We start from the raw sequence: 19,572 nt of genomic DNA on the forward strand, positions 1-19,572 counted from the left end.
CCCGGGGCGGGGGGGGGGGGGTGGGGGGGGGGGGTTGGGGGGGGGGGGGGGGGGGGGGGGGGGGGGCCCGCCCCCCCCCCCCACCCCTCACTGCTTGAGCGCCGCACAGAGCGTCCAGGCCGGCCGGGCGTGGTCGGCCGGGTCGGTCACCGGGGGCGGGGCCGAGCCGCTCAGCAGCGGCTGGAGGTGGGCGGCCAGCCGGCTGCCGCAGGCGGTCGGTCCGGCCTGGAGCACCGAATCCACCACCCGGACCCGGGCGGCGGCCAGGTCGGCCCGGTCCAGTTCGAAGCGGAAGGCCCGGCGGACGGTGTGCAGGGTGACCGGGCCGGCCGGCTGTCCGGCCGGGCGCAGCGCGTAGACGAAGGTGTGGTCGGTGCCGATCTCCAGCGTCCCGGCGTCCGCCTCGTCCACGCTGGTCGCGCCGACCACCTTGACGGTGTCCCCGGCCAGCGCCACCACCGCCGGGTCGAAGCGGACCAGCCAGCCGGTCGCCGCGTGGTGCTGGTCGTCGCTGGGGGTGGCCAGGCTCTGGTCGAACTGGTCCAGCTCCCCCGGCGTGAGCAGCCGCCGCAGGGTCTCCGTACCGCCCGCGCCGCTGCCGGTCAGCACCGCCGGGTCCAGCGCCGAGGCGGTCAGGTACTTCTGCACCGTGGCCAGCGCCCGGGAGACCTCGGACCTGGTGAAGTGCGCGGTCGCCGAAGCGTCCGGGGCGGCCACCCCGGCGGCCCCGTCCCGGTAGGAGTCCGGCAGTCCGGCGAACGGGGCGGCCGGATCGGCCACCGGCGTGACGGCCGGACCGGGCACCAGGGCCACCAGGCTGACGGTCAGTCGGTTCCCGGTCGGCTGGGTGGACCGGGGCTGCGGGGTGGAGAGCCCGAAGTAGACCGCCGCCGCGAAGGCCAGCAGGATCACCAGCAGCAGGGCCAGCGCCTGGCGCGAGAGGCTGCCGAACATCCCCCGCCGACGGACCGCCGACCGGCCGTACCCACCGCCGAGCCGCTCCCGGGCCGAGAGCTCCTGGATCCGCGCAGCCCGGACGAACGATTCGTCGAAGACGACGGACCGGTACTCGTCCTCGTTCCCCGAACCACCGTCGGGCGTACCCTCCGGAGGCTCGCGCGGGTCACCCATGATTCAAGGGTAGAGCGGGTGTTCGCGCCCCACGAGGGGCTGCGCGCAACTTCTTCGCGACGGCCGCGGGGGAACGGGCGGGGCCCGGGGCGTCCGCCGGTCGGCGCCGGGGCGGAGCCCCGGGGCGTCAGCCGGTCAGCGAGACCGCTCTCGGCGGCGGAGCCGGCAGCTGGACGTCCTTCGGGCTGCTGGTGCCCGTCTCCGGACGCCCGGCCGGTGCCTCGGCAGCGCCGGTGCCCCGGTAGATGGCGGCCACCGCGACCGCCACCACGCTGACGCCCATCACCACCGCCAGCACCCAGGCGATCGGCCGGTGCCAGCGCTGCTGGGCCACCGACCGGGCCGTCCCGACCCGACCCGGGTCGAAGCCGTCCGACCGCCAGCGGGAGCGGCGGCCGGAGCGCTCCGGAGGCGCCCACGGGTCCCAGTAGCGCCGGTCGTCGTCCAGGCCGGCCGGGTGCGGACGCAGTTCGAGCGGCAGCCCGCTCGCGTCCGGCAGCTCGGCGCCGCGCCCCATGGTCAGCGTCTCGGGCTCGAACCTGGCCTCGGCAGCGGCGAGTTGCCGCTCCTCGGCGCTCGGCTCGTGCACGGCGGCGGACCGGATGAATGCCTCGTCAAGGACCACGGTGGCGAACTCTTCGTCCGCTCCGCCGTGGTCGGCGCCGTCGGAGTACGGCGCGCCCCCCTGGTTCTCGGCCATGGCCTCAATGTATTACCGGGCAGGGGTTTTGTCTGTGGCTATTCGCAGTTCGACCGTCACGGACGGCCATGACGGCGGCCGTCCGTGACCGGACGTCAGCCGTTGGCACCGCCCACGGTCGGCGTAGCCTCGCCGCGCACATGGCCGTCACCGGTCACGACGTACTTGGTCGAGGTCAGCTCCGGCAGGCCCATCGGGCCGCGCGCGTGCAGCTTCTGGGTCGAGATGCCGATCTCCGCGCCGAAACCGAACTCACCCCCGTCGGTGAACCGGGTCGAGGCGTTGACGGCGACCGTGGTGGAGTCGACCAGCTGGGTGAACCGGCGGGCCGCGGCCTGCGAGGTGGTCACGATCGCCTCGGTGTGTCCCGAGGACCAGCGCCGGATGTGCGCCACCGCCGCGTCCAGCGAATCCACCACCGCCGCCGCGATGTCCAGCGAGAGGTACTCCTCCTCCCAGTCCTCCTCAGTGGCCGGCACCGCCGTCACGGCGGTGCCCTCGGCGGCCTTCAGCACCGCGTCGTCGCCGTGCACGGTGACGCCCGCCTCGGCGAGGGCCGCCAGGGCGAGCGGGAGGAAGGCGTCGGCCACGTCGCGGTGGACCAGCAGGGTCTCGGCGGAGTTGCAGACGCTCACCCGCTGGGCCTTGGAGTTGAGCAGGATGCCGACCGCCATTGCCAGGTCGGTCTCGGCGTCCACGTAGACGTGGCAGTTGCCGGTGCCGGTCTCGATCACCGGGACGGTGGAGCCCTCCACCACGGTGCGGATCAGGGAGGCGCCACCGCGCGGGATCAGCACGTCGACCAGGCCGCGCGCCTTCATCAGCTCCTGGACCGAATCCCGGCTCTCCCCCGGCACCAGCTGGATCGCGTCGGCCGGCAGACCGGCGCCCTCGACCGCGTCCCGGAGGACCGCGACCAGGGCCGTGTTGGAGCGGTAGGCGGAGGCCGAGCCGCGCAGCAGCACCGCGTTCCCGGACTTCAGGCAGAGCGCGGCGGCGTCCACCGTGACGTTGGGACGGGCCTCGTAGATGATGCCCACCACGCCGAGCGGGACGCGGACCTGACGGACGTCCAGACCGTTGGGGAGGGTGTAGCCACGGATCACCTCGCCGACCGGGTCCGGCAGGCCCACCACGCTGCGGACGTCGGCGGCGATGGCCGCGATCCGCTCGTCGGTGAGGGTCAGGCGGTCGATCACGGACTCGGGAGTGCCGGCCGCACGGGCCCGGGCCACGTCCTCCGCGTTGGCCGCGGTGATCTCCGCCGTGCGGGCGGCGAGGGCGTCGGCGATCGCCAGCAGCGCGGCGTCCTTCGCGCGGCGCGGCAGTGGGGCGAGGACGGCAGCCGCCTCACGGGCACGGCGCGCGACGGCGAGAACGGGGCTGGTGGCGAGGTCGCTGGTCATGGCGCAAGGGTAGCGACTGCCGCACCCCGCCCCGGCCCCCTTTCGAGCGGTGAGACGGGCGCGGACCAACGACGCCACGCCCGGTAGGGCAAGCCCCCAGGGGCGCGGGGCGGCGCTGGCGCCCGGTAGGGGCAAGCCCCCAGGGGCGCGAGGCTCTGCTGATGTGCGGCTCCGCCGCGTGGGCGCGGGGTGGGAAGGCAGTATGTGCAACTGGCTGACGGTGGGTCAGTTGCCGGCGGGCCGCCTTCCGGCTCGCGCGCACGCGGCGGAGCCGCACATCAGCAGAGCCTCGCACCCCTGGACGCCTGCCTTGCGGATCTCGCGTGTTCCTCGCGCCCCGGGGTCGGTGCGATCGGGCCCTGCGCCCCGGGCTCACCAGGGGTGGACGCCGCCCAGGTTCGGGGGCGGGCCGCCGAAGCCCTCGGCGATGCGCTTGTGGTAGGTCGGGCGGTCCACCACTTCGAGGCCGACGATCTCCCAGGGCGGGAGGTTGGCGGTGCTCTTGTGCTCGCCCCAGAGGCGGAGGGCGATGGCCGCCGCGTCGTGCAGGTCGCGGGCCTGCTCCCAGTAGCGGATCTCCGCGTGGTCCGCCGCGTAACGGGCCGTCAGGAAGAAGGAGTGGTCGTGGGCCAGCTTCTCCAGCCCGGCCCGCAGCTCGGCCAGCGGGGTGACCTGTCCGGCGACGCTGAGCACGATGTGCCAGAGCCGGGCCTCGGGCGGCTCCGGCTCCTCGACCCGCTCGGCCGGGCCGGGGCGCAGCCGGCGTACGGGCGAGCGCTGCTCGGCCACCCGTTCGGCCTCGCCGCTGCTCCCTGCCCCGCCGTCGATGCTGGTCAGTCTCCGTCCCACCGGCGGCCTCCTGTTCGGCGACGTCGTGTTCACGGCCGCCGCTGCGGCCCCCGGGGACGGCCCGTCAGCCACGCAGGATGACCAGGTCGTCCCGGTGGATGACCTCGCGTTCGTACGCGGCACCGAGCTCCTGGGCCAGGTCCTTGGTGGACCGGCCGAGCAGACGGGGCAACTCCCTCGCATCAAAGTTGACCAGTCCCCGGGCGACGATGTGGCCGTTTTCGCCAAGAAGGTCGACCGGATCACCCGCCGAGAACTCGCCGTCCACCCGGGTGACCCCGGCGGGCAGCAGGGACTTGCCACCGGACACCACGGCCTCGACCGCGCCGGGGTCGAGCTGGAGGGCGCCGCGCGGGGTGGAGGCGTGTTCCAGCCAGAGCAGGCGGTCGGCGGAGCGGCTCCCGGTGCGCAGGAACAGGGTGCCGGTCGGCCGGCCCGCCAGGGCGTCGGCGGCGTGCCGGGCGGCGGTCAGCACGACCGGGATGCCGGCGCCGGTGGCGATCCGGGCGGCCTCGACCTTGGTGACCATGCCGCCGGTGCCGACACCCGCCTTGCCGGCGCTGCCGATCTCGATGCCGGCCAGGTCCCCGGGGCCAGCCACCTGCTCGATCCGGCTGGTGCCGGGCTTGCTGGGGTCACCGTCGTAGAGGCCGTCCACGTCGGAGAGCAGCACCAGCAGGTCGGCCCGGACCAGGTGGGCGACCAGGGCTGCCAGGCGGTCGTTGTCGCCGAACTTGATCTCGGCGGTGGCGACGGTGTCGTTCTCGTTGACGATCGGCATCGCGCCCATCGCCAGCAGCTGGTCCAGGGTGCGGTAGGCGTTGCGGTAGTGGGCCCGGCGGCTGGCGTCCTCGGCGGTCAGCAGCACCTGGCCGACCCGCAGGCCGTAGCGGGCGAAGGAGGCGGTGTAGCGGGCCACCAGCAGACCCTGGCCGACGCTGGCAGCGGCCTGCTGCCGGGCCAGGTCCTTGGGGCGCTTCTCCAGGCCCAGCGGGGCCAGGCCGGCCGCGATGGCGCCGGAGGAGACCAGCACGATCTCCGGGGCGGCGGGGCCGGTGCGGACCTTGGCGAGGGCGTCCACCAGGGCGTCCACCCGGTCGGCGTCCAGACCGCCGGCCGCCGTGGTGAGCGAGGAGGAGCCGACCTTGACCACGATCCGGCGTGCGGCGAGCACCTCCTGACGCAGTGTCTGGTCCGTCATCTGGCTGCCCTCCGCACGTGGTCCGACGGAGCGTAATCTACGCGATCACGACGAGGCCCCCGCACCCGATGTCACCCTGTGGGACGTACGCGTGCGGGGGCCTGACGGGAGGTCAGTCCTCGTCGGAGTCCAGCTCGGGACGGTTGCTGGAGAGCGCCTCGAAGGCGAGGTACTCGTCCTCGGCCGAGTCCCGGCCCTTCAGCTTGGCCCGGCGGCGGTCGACGGCCGGACGCTGGGTCTCCATCCGGTGGTCCTCGCCGCGCCGGCCGAGCATCTCGGCACCGGCCGCCAGGGTGGGCTCCCAGTCGAAGACCACGGCGTTCTCGTCCGGGCCGATGATGACGGTGTCGCCCTCCTGGGCGCCGACCTTCCAGAGCCGGTCCTCGACGCCGAGGCGGGCCAGCCGGTCGGCCAGGTAGCCGACGGCCTCGTCGTTGCTGAAGTCGGTCTGGCGGACCCAGCGCTCGGGCTTGGAGCCGCGCACGCGGTAGGCGCCGTCCTCCTCCTCGACGGTGAAGCCGGCGTCGTCCACCGCGGTCGGGCGGATCACGATCCGGGTGGCCTCCTCGACCGGCTTGGCGGCGCGGGCCTCGGAGACGATGCCGGCCATCGCGAAGCTCAGCTCGCGCAGGCCCTTGCGGGAGGCGGCGGAGACCTCGAAGACGCGGTAGCCGCGCTCCTCCAGGGAGGCCCGGGTGAGGTCGGCGATGTCCTGGCCGTCCGGCACGTCGGTCTTGTTGAGGGCGACCAGGCGCGGCCGGTCCTCCAGACCGCCGTACTGGGCCAGCTCCTCCTCGATGGTCTCCAGGTCGGTGAGCGGGTCCCGGCCGGGCTCCAGGGTGGCGCAGTCCAGCACGTGCACCAGCACCGAGCAGCGCTCCACGTGGCGGAGGAACTCCAGGCCCAGGCCACGGCCCTGGCTGGCGCCGGGGATCAGACCGGGCACGTCGGCGACCGTGTAGACGGTCTCGCCCGCGGTGACCACGCCGAGGTTGGGGATCAGGGTGGTGAAGGGGTAGTCGGCGATCTTCGGCCGGGCCGCCGAGAGCACCGCGATCAGCGAGGACTTGCCCGCGCTCGGGTAGCCGACCAGCGCGACGTCGGCGACGGACTTGAGCTCCATCACGATGTCGCGGGCCTCGCCGGGCTCGCCGAGCAGCGCGAAGCCGGGCGCCTTGCGGCGGGCCGAGGCGAGCGCCGCGTTCCCCAGGCCGCCACGGCCGCCGGCCGCCGCGACGAAGCTGGTGCCGTGGCCGACCAGGTCGGCCAGCACGTTCCCCTGCTTGTCCATCACCACGGTGCCGTCCGGCACCAGCAGTTCGAGGTCGCCGCCGGTGGAGCCGGTCCGGTGACCGCCCGCGCCGGGCTTGCCGTTGGTCGCCTTGCGCTTGGGCGAGTGGTGGTACTCGAGCAGGGTGGTGACCTGGGCGTCGACGGTCAGGATGACGCTGCCGCCCTCACCGCCGTTCCCACCGTCCGGACCGCCCAGCGGCTTGAACTTCTCCCGGTGCACGGAGGCGCAGCCGTGGCCTCCGTTACCCGCGGCGACGTGCAGTTCGACGCGGTCCACGAAGGTGGTCATGAGGTGTGCCTCCAGCTATGGGGAAAAACAGTTGTCTGCTTCAAAGCATGGAGGGTGGACCGGATAATTCCGGTCCACCCTCCACGGGAATCCGACGTGACGTCAGATTCAGGCCTCGACGGCCACGATGTTGACGACCTTGCGGCCGCGACGGTTGCCGAACTGGACCGCACCGGCGGTCAGCGCGAACAGGGTGTCGTCGCCACCGCGACCGACGCCCGCACCCGGGTGGAAGTGGGTGCCGCGCTGGCGGACGAGGATCTCGCCGGCGCTGACGACCTGGCCGCCGAAGCGCTTGACGCCGAGGCGCTGGGCGTTCGAGTCACGGCCGTTACGGGTAGAGCTTGCGCCCTTCTTGTGTGCCATCTCGCTATCCCCTTACTTGCTGACGGAGTCGATGCTGGTGATCCGCACAGCGGTGTGCTGCTGGCGGTGGCCCTGGCGGCGACGGTAACCGGTCTTGTTCTTGTAGCGCAGGATGACGATCTTCTCGCCCTTGGTCTGGTCGACCACCTCGGCGTGAGCCTTCACGCCGGCCAGCACCCACGGGTCGGAGGTGACGGCGTCACCGTCGACGACCAGGATGGTCGAGAGCTCCACCGAGTCACCCGGCTTGGCGTCAACACGGTCAATCTCCAGCACGTCGCCGACGGCGACCTTGTGCTGGCGGCCGCCTGCGCGAACGATCGCGTACATGCGGTACCCCATTTCTAACTCGGTCGGAAACTCTCGATGCCAGCACCTGGGTACGGACACAGGCGCCTCCCCCGGACCGCAGCCCGGGAGGTGATGTGCTCGGGAGCATGGCGTAGACACGCCGAGGGTCAAGAATACGGACGGCCCACCACTTGGGCAAACCGGCCGCTACCGGGCCGGGGCGGTCGCTTCCGACCGCCCCGGCCAGGGGCTCACTCGGCCGCCGAATCACCCTCGGCGGCAGCTGCCTTCTTGGCCGCCGCGCTCGTCCGCTTGGTGGCGGTCTTGCGGGCGGTGGTCTTCTTCGCCGCGGCTGCGGTGGTGGTCTTCTTGGCAGCCGTGGTCTTCTTCGCGGCGGTCTTGCGGACCGCGCGCTTCTTCGGCGCGGGCGCCTCCTCCTCGACCGGGGCCTCGGCCTCGGCGGCGGGGGCCTCCGCAGCGGGGGCCTCCTCCACCGGCGCCTCGACGACCGGCTCGGCGGCGGCCTCGACCACCTCGGCGACCGGCTCGGCCGACTCGGCAGCCGGGACCTCGGCGACCGGTGCCTCGGCGGCGGTCAGCGCGGCCTCCATGGCGGCCTCGGCACGGGCCTGCAGCACCACGATCTCCGCACCGGCCGGGGCGCCCGCCGGAGCGGTCGCCTTCCGGACGGCCCGGCGGCGGGTGCGGCCGGCCGGAGCGGCCGAGGCGGCCGGGATCTCCACCAGGTCGACCACCGGGGCGGCGGCCGCGGCCACCGGCTCCTCCTCGCGGAGGGTGACCAACGGCTCGTCCCGGAGGGTCACCAGGGGCTCCTCGCGGAGGGTGACCAGCGGCTCCTCGCGGAGCGTCACGATCACCGGCTCCTCCTCGACCTCGATCGCCAACTGCTCACCGTTGGAGACGAGTTCGAGGTCGTCGTGGTCGTGCTCGTGGGCCTCGACCGCCTGCGGCTCCTCGGCGGCGGCGCCGCCCTTGCCCCGGCGACGGCGCTTGGACGAGCCCGCGGCGGCCTCGCCGGCCGTGCCAACCGGGCCACCGCCGCCGCCCGGCGAGGTCGGCTGCTCCATGTGGACGATGACGCCCCGGCCGTTGCAGTGCACGCAGGGCTCGGAGAAGGACTCCAGCAGGCCCTGGCCGACCCGCTTGCGGGTCATCTGCACCAGGCCGAGCGAGGTGACCTCGGCCACCTGGTGCTTGGTCCGGTCCCGGCCCAGGCACTCCAGCAGGCGGCGCAGCACCAGGTCGCGGTTGGACTCCAGCACCATGTCGATGAAGTCGATCACGATGATGCCGCCGAGGTCGCGCAGCCGCAGCTGACGGACGATCTCCTCGGCCGCCTCGATGTTGTTCCGGGTGACGGTCTCCTCGAGGTTGCCGCCCTGGCCGACGAACTTGCCGGTGTTGACGTCGACCACGACCATCGCCTCGGTCCGGTCGATCACCAGCGAACCACCGCTGGGCAGCCAGACCTTGCGGTCCAGCGCCTTCATCAGCTGCTCGTCGATCCGGTAGGTGGCGAACACGTCCACGTCGGAGGTCCAGCGCTGCAGACGGTCCGTCAGGTCCGGCGCCACGTTGGAGACGTAGTCGTGGATGGTGCTCCACGCCTCCGCCCCGGAGACGATGACCTTGGTGAAGTCCTCGTTGAAGATGTCGCGGACGACCCGGACGGTCATGTCCGGCTCGCCGTAGAGCAGCGCCGGGGCGTTGCCGGAGGCGGCCTTCTTCTGGATCTCCTCCCACTGCGCCTGCAGGCGCTGCACGTCGCGGGTCAGCTCGTCCTCGCTGGCGCCCTCGGCGGCGGTGCGCACGATCACGCCCGCGTCGTCCGGGACGATCTTCTTGAGGATCTGCTTGAGACGGGCCCGCTCGTTCTCCGGCAGCTTGCGGGAGATGCCGGTCATCGAGCCCTCGGGCACGTAGACCAGGTAGCGGCCGGGCAGCGAGATCTGGCTGGTCAGGCGGGCGCCCTTGTGGCCGATCGGGTCCTTGGAGACCTGCACCAGCACGGACTGGCCGGACTTCAGCACCGACTCGATCCGGCGCGGGCCGCCGTGGCCCAGGGCACCGAAGTTGACCTCACCGGCGTAGAGCACCGCGTTGCGGCCCTTGCCGATGTCGACGAAGGCGGCCTCCATCGACGGCAGCACGTTCTGGACCTTGCCCAGGTAGACGTTGCCGACGTACGAGGTGGCCTGCTCCTTGTTGACGTAGTGCTCGACCAGCACGTTGTCCTCGAGCACGCCGATCTGGGTGCGCTGGCCGTTCTGACGGACCACCATGACCCGCTCGACCGACTCGCGGCGGGCCAGGAACTCGGCCTCGGTGATGATCGGCACCCGGCGGCGGCCCAGCTCGCGGCCCTCGCGGCGGCGCTGCTTCTTGGCCTCCAGGCGGGTGGAGCCCTTGATGGACTGCACCTCGTCCGGGTCGAAGGAGGGCTCGCTGGAACGGCGGCGCGGCTCGCGCACCTTGACCACGGTGCGGACGCCGTCCTCGGTGGTCTCGGCGGCCGGCTCGGCGCCCGCCTCACCACTGCGGCGGCGACGGCGGCGACGGCGGCGCGAGGAGGCCAGGCCACCGGCCAGGTCGTCGTCCTCGTCCTCCTCCTCGGCATCGGCCTCCGCAGCGGCGGCCGGCTCCTCGGCGGTCTGCTCGGTGCTCTCCGGCTCCTCGGCCTCGCCACGGCGGCGGCGACGGCCGCCACGACGACGGCGGCGGGACGGACGGTCGTCCTCCCACTCGTCCTGCTGCTCCTGAGGCGCCGTCAGATCGGCGGGCTCCTCCTCGGCCGGGGCCTCGACGGCCCGCACCGGCTCCGGACGCGCCGGTTCCTGGCGGACGGCCTCCTGACGGGCCGACTCGCGGCGCGGCTGGGTCTGCACCCGGACCGGGCGGCGGTCACGGCGGCGGCGGCCGACGCCGCTGTACTCGAACTCGTCCTCCTCGGTCGCGGCGGCGACCGGGGCGGCCTGCGCGGCCGGGGCGGTCGCCACGGCCGGGGCGGCCTGGACCGGCGCGGCGGCCGGGGTGAACGCGGCGGCGGCCGGCTTCTCGGGGGCGACGTAGGGGGCCGGCTCCTGGAAGACCGGGGCCTGGAAGATCGCGGTGGACGGGCGGACCGCCCGGCGGCGGGCGCGCGGCGGGGCGGCGTCCTCGACCACCGGAGCGGGAGTCGGCTCCTCGGCGGCGGGCGCCTCGACGGTCTCCTCGACCGCCTCCGGCTCCTCCTCCGGGGTCTCCTCGGCGACCGGCTCCACGACGGTCTCCTCGACCACCGGGGCGGCCTCGACGACCCGGCGGCGGCGGGCGCGGCGGGCCGGGGCGGCCGGCTCCTCGGCCACCGGCTCGGCGGCGGGGGCCTCGGCGGCCGGGACTGCGGCGACCACGGCCTCGGCGGTCAGCGGCTCGGCGGCGGGCGCCTCGACGGCGGGCTCGGCGGCCGGCTTGGTCTCGGCGCGCTTGCGGGTGCGGCGGGCCTTGGGCTTCTCCTCGGCCACCGGCTCGGCGGCGGGGGCCTCGACGGCCGGCTCGGCCGTCACCACGGGGGTGGTCTCCGGCGCACCGGCCGGGGACTCGGCACGCTTGCGGGTGCGGCGGGCCCGGACCGGCTTCGCCTCGGCGGCCGGCTCGGCCTGCTCGGCGGCGGGGGCCTCGGCCGGCGCCTCGTGCGTCTCGGCCGGCAGCACCGTCTCGGCGGCCTCGGCGGCGGCCCCCTGCGGGGTGCCCGCCGGGCGGGAGACGGCGCGGCGACGGCGGCGCGGCGGGGCCGCGTCGGTCTCGGGCGCGTTCTGCTGTTCGCTGTTCTCGTTATCGAGCATGCGGGTGGATCTCCCGTCAGGCCCCCGGGCTCCGCATCCGGGCACGTCGCGACGCCGCCGGGCCGGCCGGGCCGCGAGGGTCGCGGGCCCGGTCGCCTGGGCGTCGCCGTGCGGACGCGAGGCCGCACAGGGGCTCGTAGTCTCGCTCGGCGCCCCGCACGGTGCGGGGTGTCGAAAAGTCTTCTGGTACCGACCAGTCTTCTGTGGTTGTCCGGCCTGGGCCGTTGCCCCGTCCCGGATGGCTGCCGGAGGGGTCCTCTGACCCGCCACCCATCCGGGGTGGCAGGGCCACGAGGGGCTGGCCTGCGTCGACGCCCGCTCCCCTGGGGAGCCGTGGCGGCCCGGAGTGGCAAGGCCCGGAAGCCGGGCCTGCCCTCCTCCCGCCAGGCGGACGCAGGTGCGCGCGACCCGGCGGCCTCTAGCCGGCCGGGGCCGCGACGCGGTCGAGCGCCAGCGGGTCGGTCACCGTGCCGGTCTCTGCGTCGAGCGGCCCCTGCGCCAGCCTGGTCACCTCAGCGGGGACCGGCGGCGCCAGGTCGGCCGTCGCACGGAGACCGGACAGAACGTCGTCGGGTCGTACGGCGGGTGTGGCGTGTCGTACTACCAGGCGCAGTATCGCACAGGGTCCGGCGGTACGAACATCGCGCGTACCGTCCGTACCGGTGTTGTTACCGTCGCCCACCTGCGGTGCAAGGAGTTCCAGCGCGGCCACCGCACCGCGCGCGTCGAAGACCCGGACGCCGTTCTTCGTCAGGCGTTCGACCTCCACCTGCTCCTCGGCCAGGAAACGGGCCACGGCGTCCGCGGCCTCCTGCTCGGTGACCCCGTCCAGCCGGACCTTCCACTCGGAGGCCTCCAGCCGCTCGACGAAGTTCGGCGTGCGGACCTCGACCGCGTCGATCACGTCCAGGCCGGGCGGCAGCGACTCGTCGAGCTGCGCGCGCAGCGCCTCCGGGTCGCGGACCTCGGCGAGGCCGATCTCCAGGTACTCGGCCTCGCTGGCCACCCCGGTCGGGGCGGCGTTGGCGTAGGAGACCTTGGGGTGCGGGGTGAAGCCCGCCGAATAGGCCATCGGGACCGCCGAACGGCGGAGCGCGCGCTCGAACGCCCGCTGGAAGTCACGGTGGCTGGTGAAGCGCAGACGGCCGCGCTTGGTGTAGCGGAGACGGATGCGCTGCACCGTCGGTGCGGGCGGCGGACCGTCAGGCGTGCGGCGTGCCAGGGCTGCTCAGTCCTTAGTCAGTGGGTCGGTCCGGCGGCTCGCGGGTTGGGCTCCGGCCGGACTCCTGTCAGCGTCAAGGGTACGGCCTGTGCCGCCCAGCAGTGCCCGCCTGGCTTCCCGGCCCGCCTCACGGACCGAGGCCCAGGCACGCCGGAGTTCGTCCTTGACGGGCCACCAGACGTCCCGGCGCAGCCACCGGCAGGGTCGCACCACCAGGTACCGCCAGAGCCGGCCCGCCAACCGCCAGGCCCGGACCAGCAACTGACCGACCGTCCGGAGCACCGGGTACAGCAGCACCCGCCAGAGCCAACCGAGCGGGACGAGCACCAGGGACCGCAGCAGCCACCCGAGGGCCCGGCCGACGGTGTGCAGGACCAGCAGCAGGGTACGGAGCAGCCACACCAGCACGCGCACCCCGGCGGACAGCAGCTCCACCAGCCCGTGCCAGAGCGGCGCGAGCACCGCACGCAGGAACCAGCGGGCCGGGGCCAGCAGCAGGTGACGCCCGCACCAGCCGATCCCCCGGCCGAGCAGGGTCAGGCCGGCCGCGATCCCCCGGCCCAGCCAACTCAATCCGGCTCCGATCCCCCGGCCCAGCAGCTCCGCGCCGTGGGCCAGGCCCCGCCCGATCGGCGTCAGTACCCGGGCCCAGAGCCAGACCAGCGGGGCCACCAGGCCCCAGCGCACCAGCCAGGCCAGCGGGCGGGCCACCCCGTTGCGGGCCAGCCAGACCAGGCCCCGGCCGGCCGCCAGCAGAGCGACGCCGGCAGCGGTGAGCGCCACCACCAGCCCTCGGCCGCCCGGCCGCAGCACCCGGTGGCCCAGCCAGCCGCCGGGGCGGAGCACCAGTACGGCCCAGAGCAGCTTGGCCAGCGCCAGCAGGGCGCCGCCGGTCCGGAGCAGCCCGTGCCCGACCGCCAGCAGCACCGCGAGCAGCCCCTTGGCCAGCGGCACCAGCAGGTACGCGACGGTCCAGGCCAGCGGGCGGAACACCAGGGTGGCGACGAGCCAGCCGAGGGCGCGCTCGGCCGCCCGCAGGACCAGCACCGTCCCCCGGCCGACCGGTGCCAGCACGTACCGGTACACCGCGCGGGCCAGCAGGGCCAGCCCCCGGCCGGTGGCCACCGCCCCACGGCCGGCCGCCCGCAGGACGGCCAACGTGCCGTGCCCGATCGGCGTCAGCACGTACCGGTAGCAGGCCAGGCCGGCCCGGGCCAGCCCGCGGAGGAGCGGCAGGACCAGGTACCGACGGGCCGTCAGGAGCGGCCAGCCGACCAGGCCGTAGCAGATCCGGCCGAGCAGCCACCACAGCAGCCCGAGGCCCCGGCGGACCGGCCGCCAGGCGAGCACCAGCAGCTCCCAGACGAAGCGCACCGGCAGCACGACGGCGAACGCCAGGGCCCGGGCCGGCCAGCGCACGACGGCGGCCAGGCAGCCCTCGGCCGGTCTCTCGTGGTCCTCCATGAACGTGCTCCCCCCTGGAACGACCTGACGGTCCCTGCCGTGCAGCACGCACGGGAGGGACCGCCGGTTTCGCTCCTGGTATTACGAATTGACGACCGTGAGCGGCAGCAGCTTCTTGCCGGTCGGGCCGATCTGGATCTGCGTGTCCATCTGGGGGCAGACGCCGCAGTCGAAGCACGGGGTCCAGCGGCAGTCGTCGACCTCGACCTCCTCCAGCGCGTCCTGCCAGTCCTCCCAGAGCCAGTCCTTGTCGAGGCCGCTGTCCAGGTGGTCCCAGGGCAGCACCTCCTCGTAGGTGCGCTCGCGGGTGGTGTACCAGTCGACGTCGACGCCGGTGCCGGCCAGGCCCTTCTCGGCCGCCGCCATCCAGCGGTCGAAGGAGAAGTGCTCGCGCCAGCCGTCGAAGCGACCGCCGTCCTCGTAGACCGCGCGGATCACGGCACCGATGCGGCGGTCACCGCGCGAGAGCAGGCCCTCGACGATGCCGGGCTTGCCGTCGTGGTAGCGGAAGCCGATGTTCTTGCCGTACTTGCGGTCGCCGCGGATGGAGTCGCGCAGCTTGGCGAGGCGGGCGTCGGTGTCCTCGGCGGAGAGCTGCGGGGCCCACTGGAAGGGGGTGTGCGGCTTGGGCACGAAGCCGCCGATGGAGACGGTGCAGCGGATGTCGTTCTGCCCGGTGACCTCGCGGCCCTTCTGGATCACGTTCTTGGCCATCACGCCGATCTGGAGGACGTCCTCGTCGGTCTCGGTGGGCAGGCCGCACATGAAGTACAGCTTCACCTGGCGCCAGCCGTTGCCGTACGCGGTGGCGACCGTACGGATCAGGTCCTCCTCCAAGACCATCTTGTTGATGACCTTGCGGATGCGCTCGGATCCGCCCTCGGGGGCGAAGGTGAGACCGGAGCGGCGGCCGTTGCGGGTCAGCTCGTTGGCCAGGTCGATGTTGAAGGCGTCGACCCGGGTGGAGGGCAGCGAGAGGCCGATCTTGTCCTCGGTGTAGCGGTCGGCCAGGCCCTTGGCGATGTCACCGATCTCGGTGTGGTCGGCCGAGGAGAGCGAGAGCAGGCCGACCTCCTCGAAGCCGGTGGCCTTGAGACCGCGCTCGACCATCTCGCCGATGCCGGTGATGCTTCGCTCCCGCACGGGGCGCGTGATCATGCCGGCCTGGCAGAAGCGGCAGCCTCGGGTGCAGCCGCGGAAGATCTCGACGGACATCCGCTCGTGCACCGTCTCGGCGAGCGGCACCAGCGGCTGCTTGGGGTAGGGCCACTCGTCCAGGTCCATCACGGTGTGCTTGGAGACCCGCCACGGCACGCCCTCGCGGTTGGTGACGACGCGGGCGATCCGGCCGTCCTCCAGGTACTCCACATCGTAGAAGCGCGGCACGTAGAACGCGCCGGTCCGGGCCAGCCGGAGCAGCACCTCGTCGCGGCCGCCGGGGCGGCCCTCGGCCTTCCAGGCCCGGATGATCTCGGTCATGTCCAGCACGGCCTGCTCGCCGTCGCCGACCACCGCGCAGTCGATGAAGTCGGCGATCGGCTCCGGGTTGAACGCGGCGTGGCCGCCGGCCAGCACGATCGGGTCGTCCAGGCCCCGGTCGGCCGCCAGCAGCGGGATGCCGGCCAGGTCGAGCGCGGTCAGCATGTTGGTGTAGCCGAGCTCGGTGGAGAACGACAGGCCGAACACGTCGAAGGCGCGCACCGGGCGGTGGGCGTCGACCGTGAACTGCGGGACGCCGTGCTCGCGCATCAGCTTCTCGAGGTCCGGCCAGACGCTGTAGGTGCGCTCGGCGAGCACGCCCTCGCGCTCGTTGAGCACCTCGTACAGGATCATGACGCCCTGGTTGGGCAGCCCGACCTCGTAGGCGTCCGGGTACATCAGGGCCCAGCGGACGTCCGCCGAATCCCAGTCCTTGACGGTCGAGTTGAGCTCGCCGCCGACGTACTGGATCGGCTTCTGGACGTGCGGGAGGAGGGCCTCCAGGCGTGGGAAGACCGATTCGACTGACATCAGGGAACCCTTTGCGACGCGAACGAGGTGACCCTCAAGGGTAGCCGACCGCGACTGCGTCAAGTTCTCCGCTCAGATCCCTATCGGCCGCTGGGTGCGGACGCACTGGAGCAGGCCGAGGCCGATCCAGACCGCGAACATCGAGGACCCGCCGTAGGAGACGAAGGGCAGGGGGATGCCGGCCACCGGCATGATGCCGAGGTTCATCCCGATGTTCTCGAACGCCTGGAAGGCCAGCCAGGCGATCACGCCGGCCGACACGATGGTGCCGAACAGGTCGGTGGCCTGCCGGGCGATCCTGCAGGCCCGCCAGAGCACCACGCCGAGCAGCAGGATCAGGCCGAGGCCGCCGACGAAGCCGAGCTCCTCGCCGGCCACCGTGAAGACGAAGTCGGTCTGCTGCTCGGGGACGAACTGGCCGGTGGTCTGGGTGCCCTTGAACAGGCCCATGCCGGTCAGGCCGCCGGAGCCGATCGCGATCCGGGCCTGGGCGGTGTTGTAGCCGACGCCGGACGGGTCGAGCGCCGGGTTGGCGAAGGCGGCGAACCGGTCGATCTGGTACTTGCTCAGCACGCCGAGCTGCCAGATCGCCACCGCGCCGCCGACGCCGGCCGTGATCAGGCCGAAGAGCCACTTGTTGGCGGCGCCGGAGGCCAGCAGGATGCCCATGATCGCGACGCCCATCACCATCACCGAGCCGAGGTCCGGCATCAGCATGACGATCGCCATCGGGACGGCGGCCAGGCCGAGCGCCATCAGCACCGAGCGGTCCGAGGGGAAGGCCCGCTCCCCCGCGTCCACCTGGGCGGACAGCACCAGCGCCATCACCAGGATGATCGCCACCTTGGCGAACTCGGCGGGCTGGATGGAGAAGCCGCCGCCGAACTGGATCCACGCCTTGGCGCCGTTGATGGTGGAGCCCAGCGGGGTGAGCACCGCCATCAGCATCAGCAGGGTGATCACGTAGACGAAGGGCACGGCGGTGCGCAGGCGCCGACTCCCTATCAACACCACCACCACGAACAGCGCCAGACCGATCGCCAGGTTGGTCAGGTGCCGGTAGAGGAAGTACTGCGGGTCGCCGTGGGTCAGCGAGTCCCGGCCCCGGGTGGCCGACCAGATCAGCAGCGAGGAGCCCAGCGAGAGCACCAGCGCGGCCAGGATCATCAGCCAGTCCAGCCGCCGCAGCGGGGAGTCCTTGGCGAGTGCCTTGCCGAGCGCACCGCGCTGCGGCTGGAACGGGTAGGAGGAGTAGGAGGCCATCAGTGGCTCCTCCGCAGGGTGGTCTCCAGGGCGGGCAGGGCGAGCATCTGAGGCACCGTCGGCGGGGTCTGCGGGGTCTGCGGGGCCGGGTCGAGGAAGGTCGAGCCGGGCGCGAAGCCGCCCTCGAAGGAGACCGGCTTCACGGCGGTGCCGTCCGGGTTGAACTTGGGCAGCTCGGCCTGCGGCTTGGTGAGCAGCGCCTTGCCGGTGTCGATGTTGCCCTTGTCGTCCACGCCGTAGATGGCCTGGTAGATCCGGCGGACGGCGTCGCCGGACGCGCCGGAGCCGGTACCGGCCTGACTCATCGTCATGACCACCGCGTAGTCGCGGCTGTAGGTGGTCAGGTACGAGGTGGTCTGCTTGCCGAAGACCTCGGCGGTGCCGGTCTTGGCGTGCAGCTCGATCTTGCCCTGCGGCCAGCCCGCGCCGACGAACTTCCAGGCGGCCGAGCCCTGCTCGACGACACCCTTGGTGGCCTCGTCGATGTACTGCAGGGTGCGGGCGTCGGTGGGGAGCTTGCCGTCCTCGTGCGGGGCGATCTCCCGGACCAGGGTGCCGTCCGGGGCGACCACGGCCTTGGCCACGGTCGGCCGGTAGAGCGTGCCGCCGTTGGCCAGCGCGGCGTAGATCCGGGCCATCTGAAGGGGCGTCACCAGGGTGTCGCCCTGCCCGATGGAGTAGTTGACGGCGTCACCGGCGCGCATCTGGTAGCCGTCGGCGCAGTTCTCCTTGGCCACCTGGGTGCCGTAGTCGTTGCCGCCGGACTGCGCCTGCTTGCACCAGGCGTCCTTGTTGGCGTCGTAGTACTCCTGCTTCCACTGGCGGTCCGGGATCCGCCCGGCCGCCTCGCTGGGCAGGTCGATGCCGGTCTTGGCGCCGAGGCCGAACTGCTTGGCGGTCTTGTAGAACCAGTCCTTGGCGTCCTTCTTCGGCTTGATGCCGCCGTCGGCCATCCACTGGTCGTAGGCGAGGCCGTAGAAGACGGTGTCGCAGGAGACCTCCAGGGCGCGGGCCAGGCTGATCGAGCCGTAGCCCTTGCTCTCGAAGTTCTTGAACTCGCGGCCGCCGAAGGTCAGCGAGCTGGGGCAGGCGTAGTTGCCGCCGAGCGAGTAGCCGGCCTGGGCGGCTGCCGCGGTGGAGACCACCTTGAAGGTGGAGCCGGGGGCGGACTGACCCTGTATGGCCCGGTTCAGCAGCGGGTAGTTGGACTCCTTGCTGGTGAGCGCCTGGTAGTCCTTGCCGGCGATGCCGCCGACCCAGAGGTTGGGGTCGTAGGTCGGGGCGCTGGCCATCGCGACGATCCGGCCGGTGTGCACGTCCATCACCACGGCCGCGCCGGAGTCGGCCTCGTAGTTGCGGTGGGTGTCCTTGTCGACCACCTTGCGGGCGTCGACCATCGCCTGCGCCAGGCTGTCCTCGACAGCCTTCTGCACCCGGGCGTCGATCGAGGTGACCAGGTTGTTGCCCGGCTGGGCCGGGGTCTTGCCGGCACTGCCGATCACCCGGCCGAGGTTGTCCACCTCCAGCCGGTCGATGCCGGTGGTGCCGCGCAGGTCGTTGTCGTAGACCGACTCCAGGCCGGCCCGGCCGATCTGGTCGACCGGCAGCCGGCGCTCCCGGCCCTCCTTGTCCTTGGACTTCTGCACCTCGTCGTCGGTGACCGGCGAGAGGTAGCCGAGCACCTGGGCGAGGTTGGCGCCCTCGGCGCCGGTGTAGCGGCGCAGCGAGGTGGGCTGGGCGGTGATGCCGGGGAAGTCCTCGCGGCGTTCCATTATCTGCAGCGCCTGCTGGGTGGTGGCCGCCTTGGTGACCGGGATCGGCTGGTACGGCGAACCGTTCCAGCACGGCTGCGGGGTCTTGGCGTCGCAGAGCCGGACCTTGTCCTGGACGTCCTTGGCCGGCATCCCGAGCACCTCGGCGAGCCGGGTCAGCACGGCCTTGCCGCGGTCCTTCTGCTGGAGCAGCTCGGTGCGGCTGACCGAGACCACCAGCTTGGCCTCGTTGCCGGCCAGGATGCGGCCGGAGGCGTCCAGGATCTCGCCGCGCACGGTCGGCTCGACCACCTCGCGGACGTGGTTGCCCGCCGCCTTCTGGGCGTACTCCTTGCCGGTGCGGATCTGCAGGTACCAGAGCCGCCCGCCGAGGGTGGCGAGCAGCGACAGCACCAGGATCTGCAGCACGATCAGACGGATCGTCACCCGGGGGGTGCGGCCGGTCTCCGGGATGTTGGTCACGGGTGGTCGCT

The 19,572-nt window shown here is 73.1% G+C and carries 14 protein-coding genes; all 14 read right to left on the bottom strand.

Annotated features, from left to right (window positions below; all coding sequences use genetic code 11):
• Positions 1-87: 87 nt before the first annotated feature.
• The 14 genes from ACIRBX_RS13790 to mrdA all read right to left on the bottom strand — a co-directional run bounded on the left by ACIRBX_RS13790 (position 88) and on the right by mrdA (position 19,561).
• On the bottom strand, positions 88-1,131 hold the full coding sequence (locus ACIRBX_RS13790) for a hypothetical protein (protein WP_402296325.1): 1,044 nt from the start codon (positions 1,129-1,131) through the stop codon (positions 88-90).
• A gap of 127 nt (positions 1,132-1,258) precedes the next feature.
• The gene (locus ACIRBX_RS13795) at positions 1,259-1,831 is read right to left on the bottom strand and encodes a hypothetical protein (RefSeq protein ID WP_402296327.1); all 573 of its coding nucleotides are present in this window, start codon (positions 1,829-1,831) and stop codon (positions 1,259-1,261) included.
• Between the two features lie 95 nt (positions 1,832-1,926).
• Positions 1,927-3,237 (bottom strand): glutamate-5-semialdehyde dehydrogenase, encoded by a 1,311-nt coding sequence (locus ACIRBX_RS13800; RefSeq protein ID WP_402296329.1) that lies wholly within the window; start codon positions 3,235-3,237, stop codon positions 1,927-1,929.
• A 372-nt stretch (positions 3,238-3,609) separates the two neighbouring features.
• Entirely contained in the window at positions 3,610-4,086 is a 477-nt protein-coding gene (locus ACIRBX_RS13805; protein ID WP_402296330.1) for a hypothetical protein, read from the bottom strand.
• Between the two features lie 64 nt (positions 4,087-4,150).
• On the bottom strand, positions 4,151-5,287 hold the full coding sequence (proB, locus tag ACIRBX_RS13810) for a glutamate 5-kinase (protein ID WP_402296331.1): 1,137 nt from the start codon (positions 5,285-5,287) through the stop codon (positions 4,151-4,153).
• Positions 5,288-5,399: 112 nt separating this feature from the next.
• Positions 5,400-6,869, bottom strand: coding sequence for a GTPase ObgE (obgE, locus tag ACIRBX_RS13815; RefSeq protein WP_402296333.1), 1,470 nt, complete (start codon positions 6,867-6,869; stop codon positions 5,400-5,402).
• A 108-nt stretch (positions 6,870-6,977) separates the two neighbouring features.
• Positions 6,978-7,235: a 50S ribosomal protein L27 gene (rpmA, locus tag ACIRBX_RS13820; protein WP_030058248.1), complete on the bottom strand. Its 258-nt coding sequence runs from the start codon at positions 7,233-7,235 to the stop codon at positions 6,978-6,980.
• A gap of 12 nt (positions 7,236-7,247) precedes the next feature.
• Positions 7,248-7,565 carry a 50S ribosomal protein L21 gene (gene rplU, locus ACIRBX_RS13825; RefSeq protein ID WP_345282382.1) on the bottom strand — a complete coding sequence of 106 codons (318 nt, stop codon included), beginning with the start codon at positions 7,563-7,565 and terminating at the stop codon, positions 7,248-7,250.
• Between the two features lie 212 nt (positions 7,566-7,777).
• Positions 7,778-11,755 (bottom strand): ribonuclease E/G, encoded by a 3,978-nt coding sequence (locus tag ACIRBX_RS13830; RefSeq protein ID WP_402296484.1) that lies wholly within the window; start codon positions 11,753-11,755, stop codon positions 7,778-7,780.
• 31 nt (positions 11,756-11,786) lie between these two features.
• Positions 11,787-12,548 carry a TIGR03936 family radical SAM-associated protein gene (locus ACIRBX_RS13835; protein WP_402296335.1) on the bottom strand — a complete coding sequence of 254 codons (762 nt, stop codon included), beginning with the start codon at positions 12,546-12,548 and terminating at the stop codon, positions 11,787-11,789.
• A gap of 48 nt (positions 12,549-12,596) precedes the next feature.
• Complete coding sequence (locus ACIRBX_RS13840; RefSeq protein WP_402296338.1) at positions 12,597-14,054, bottom strand: hypothetical protein; 1,458 nt, start codon at positions 14,052-14,054, stop codon at positions 12,597-12,599.
• A gap of 81 nt (positions 14,055-14,135) precedes the next feature.
• A complete protein-coding gene (locus ACIRBX_RS13845; RefSeq protein ID WP_402296340.1) occupies positions 14,136-16,064 on the bottom strand; it encodes a TIGR03960 family B12-binding radical SAM protein in 1,929 nt (642 codons plus the stop codon).
• A 72-nt stretch (positions 16,065-16,136) separates the two neighbouring features.
• Positions 16,137-17,327: a rod shape-determining protein RodA gene (gene rodA, locus ACIRBX_RS13850; RefSeq protein ID WP_402296342.1), complete on the bottom strand. Its 1,191-nt coding sequence runs from the start codon at positions 17,325-17,327 to the stop codon at positions 16,137-16,139.
• A complete protein-coding gene (mrdA, locus tag ACIRBX_RS13855) occupies positions 17,327-19,561 on the bottom strand; it encodes a penicillin-binding protein 2 (protein ID WP_402296344.1) in 2,235 nt (744 codons plus the stop codon). Before mrdA ends, rodA begins: the two co-directional genes overlap by 1 nt.
• Positions 19,562-19,572 lie beyond the last annotated feature (11 nt).

The sequence above is a fragment of the Kitasatospora sp. NPDC096147 genome (assembly GCF_044763225.1).
Taxonomy (GTDB): Bacteria; Actinomycetota; Actinomycetes; order Streptomycetales; family Streptomycetaceae; genus Kitasatospora.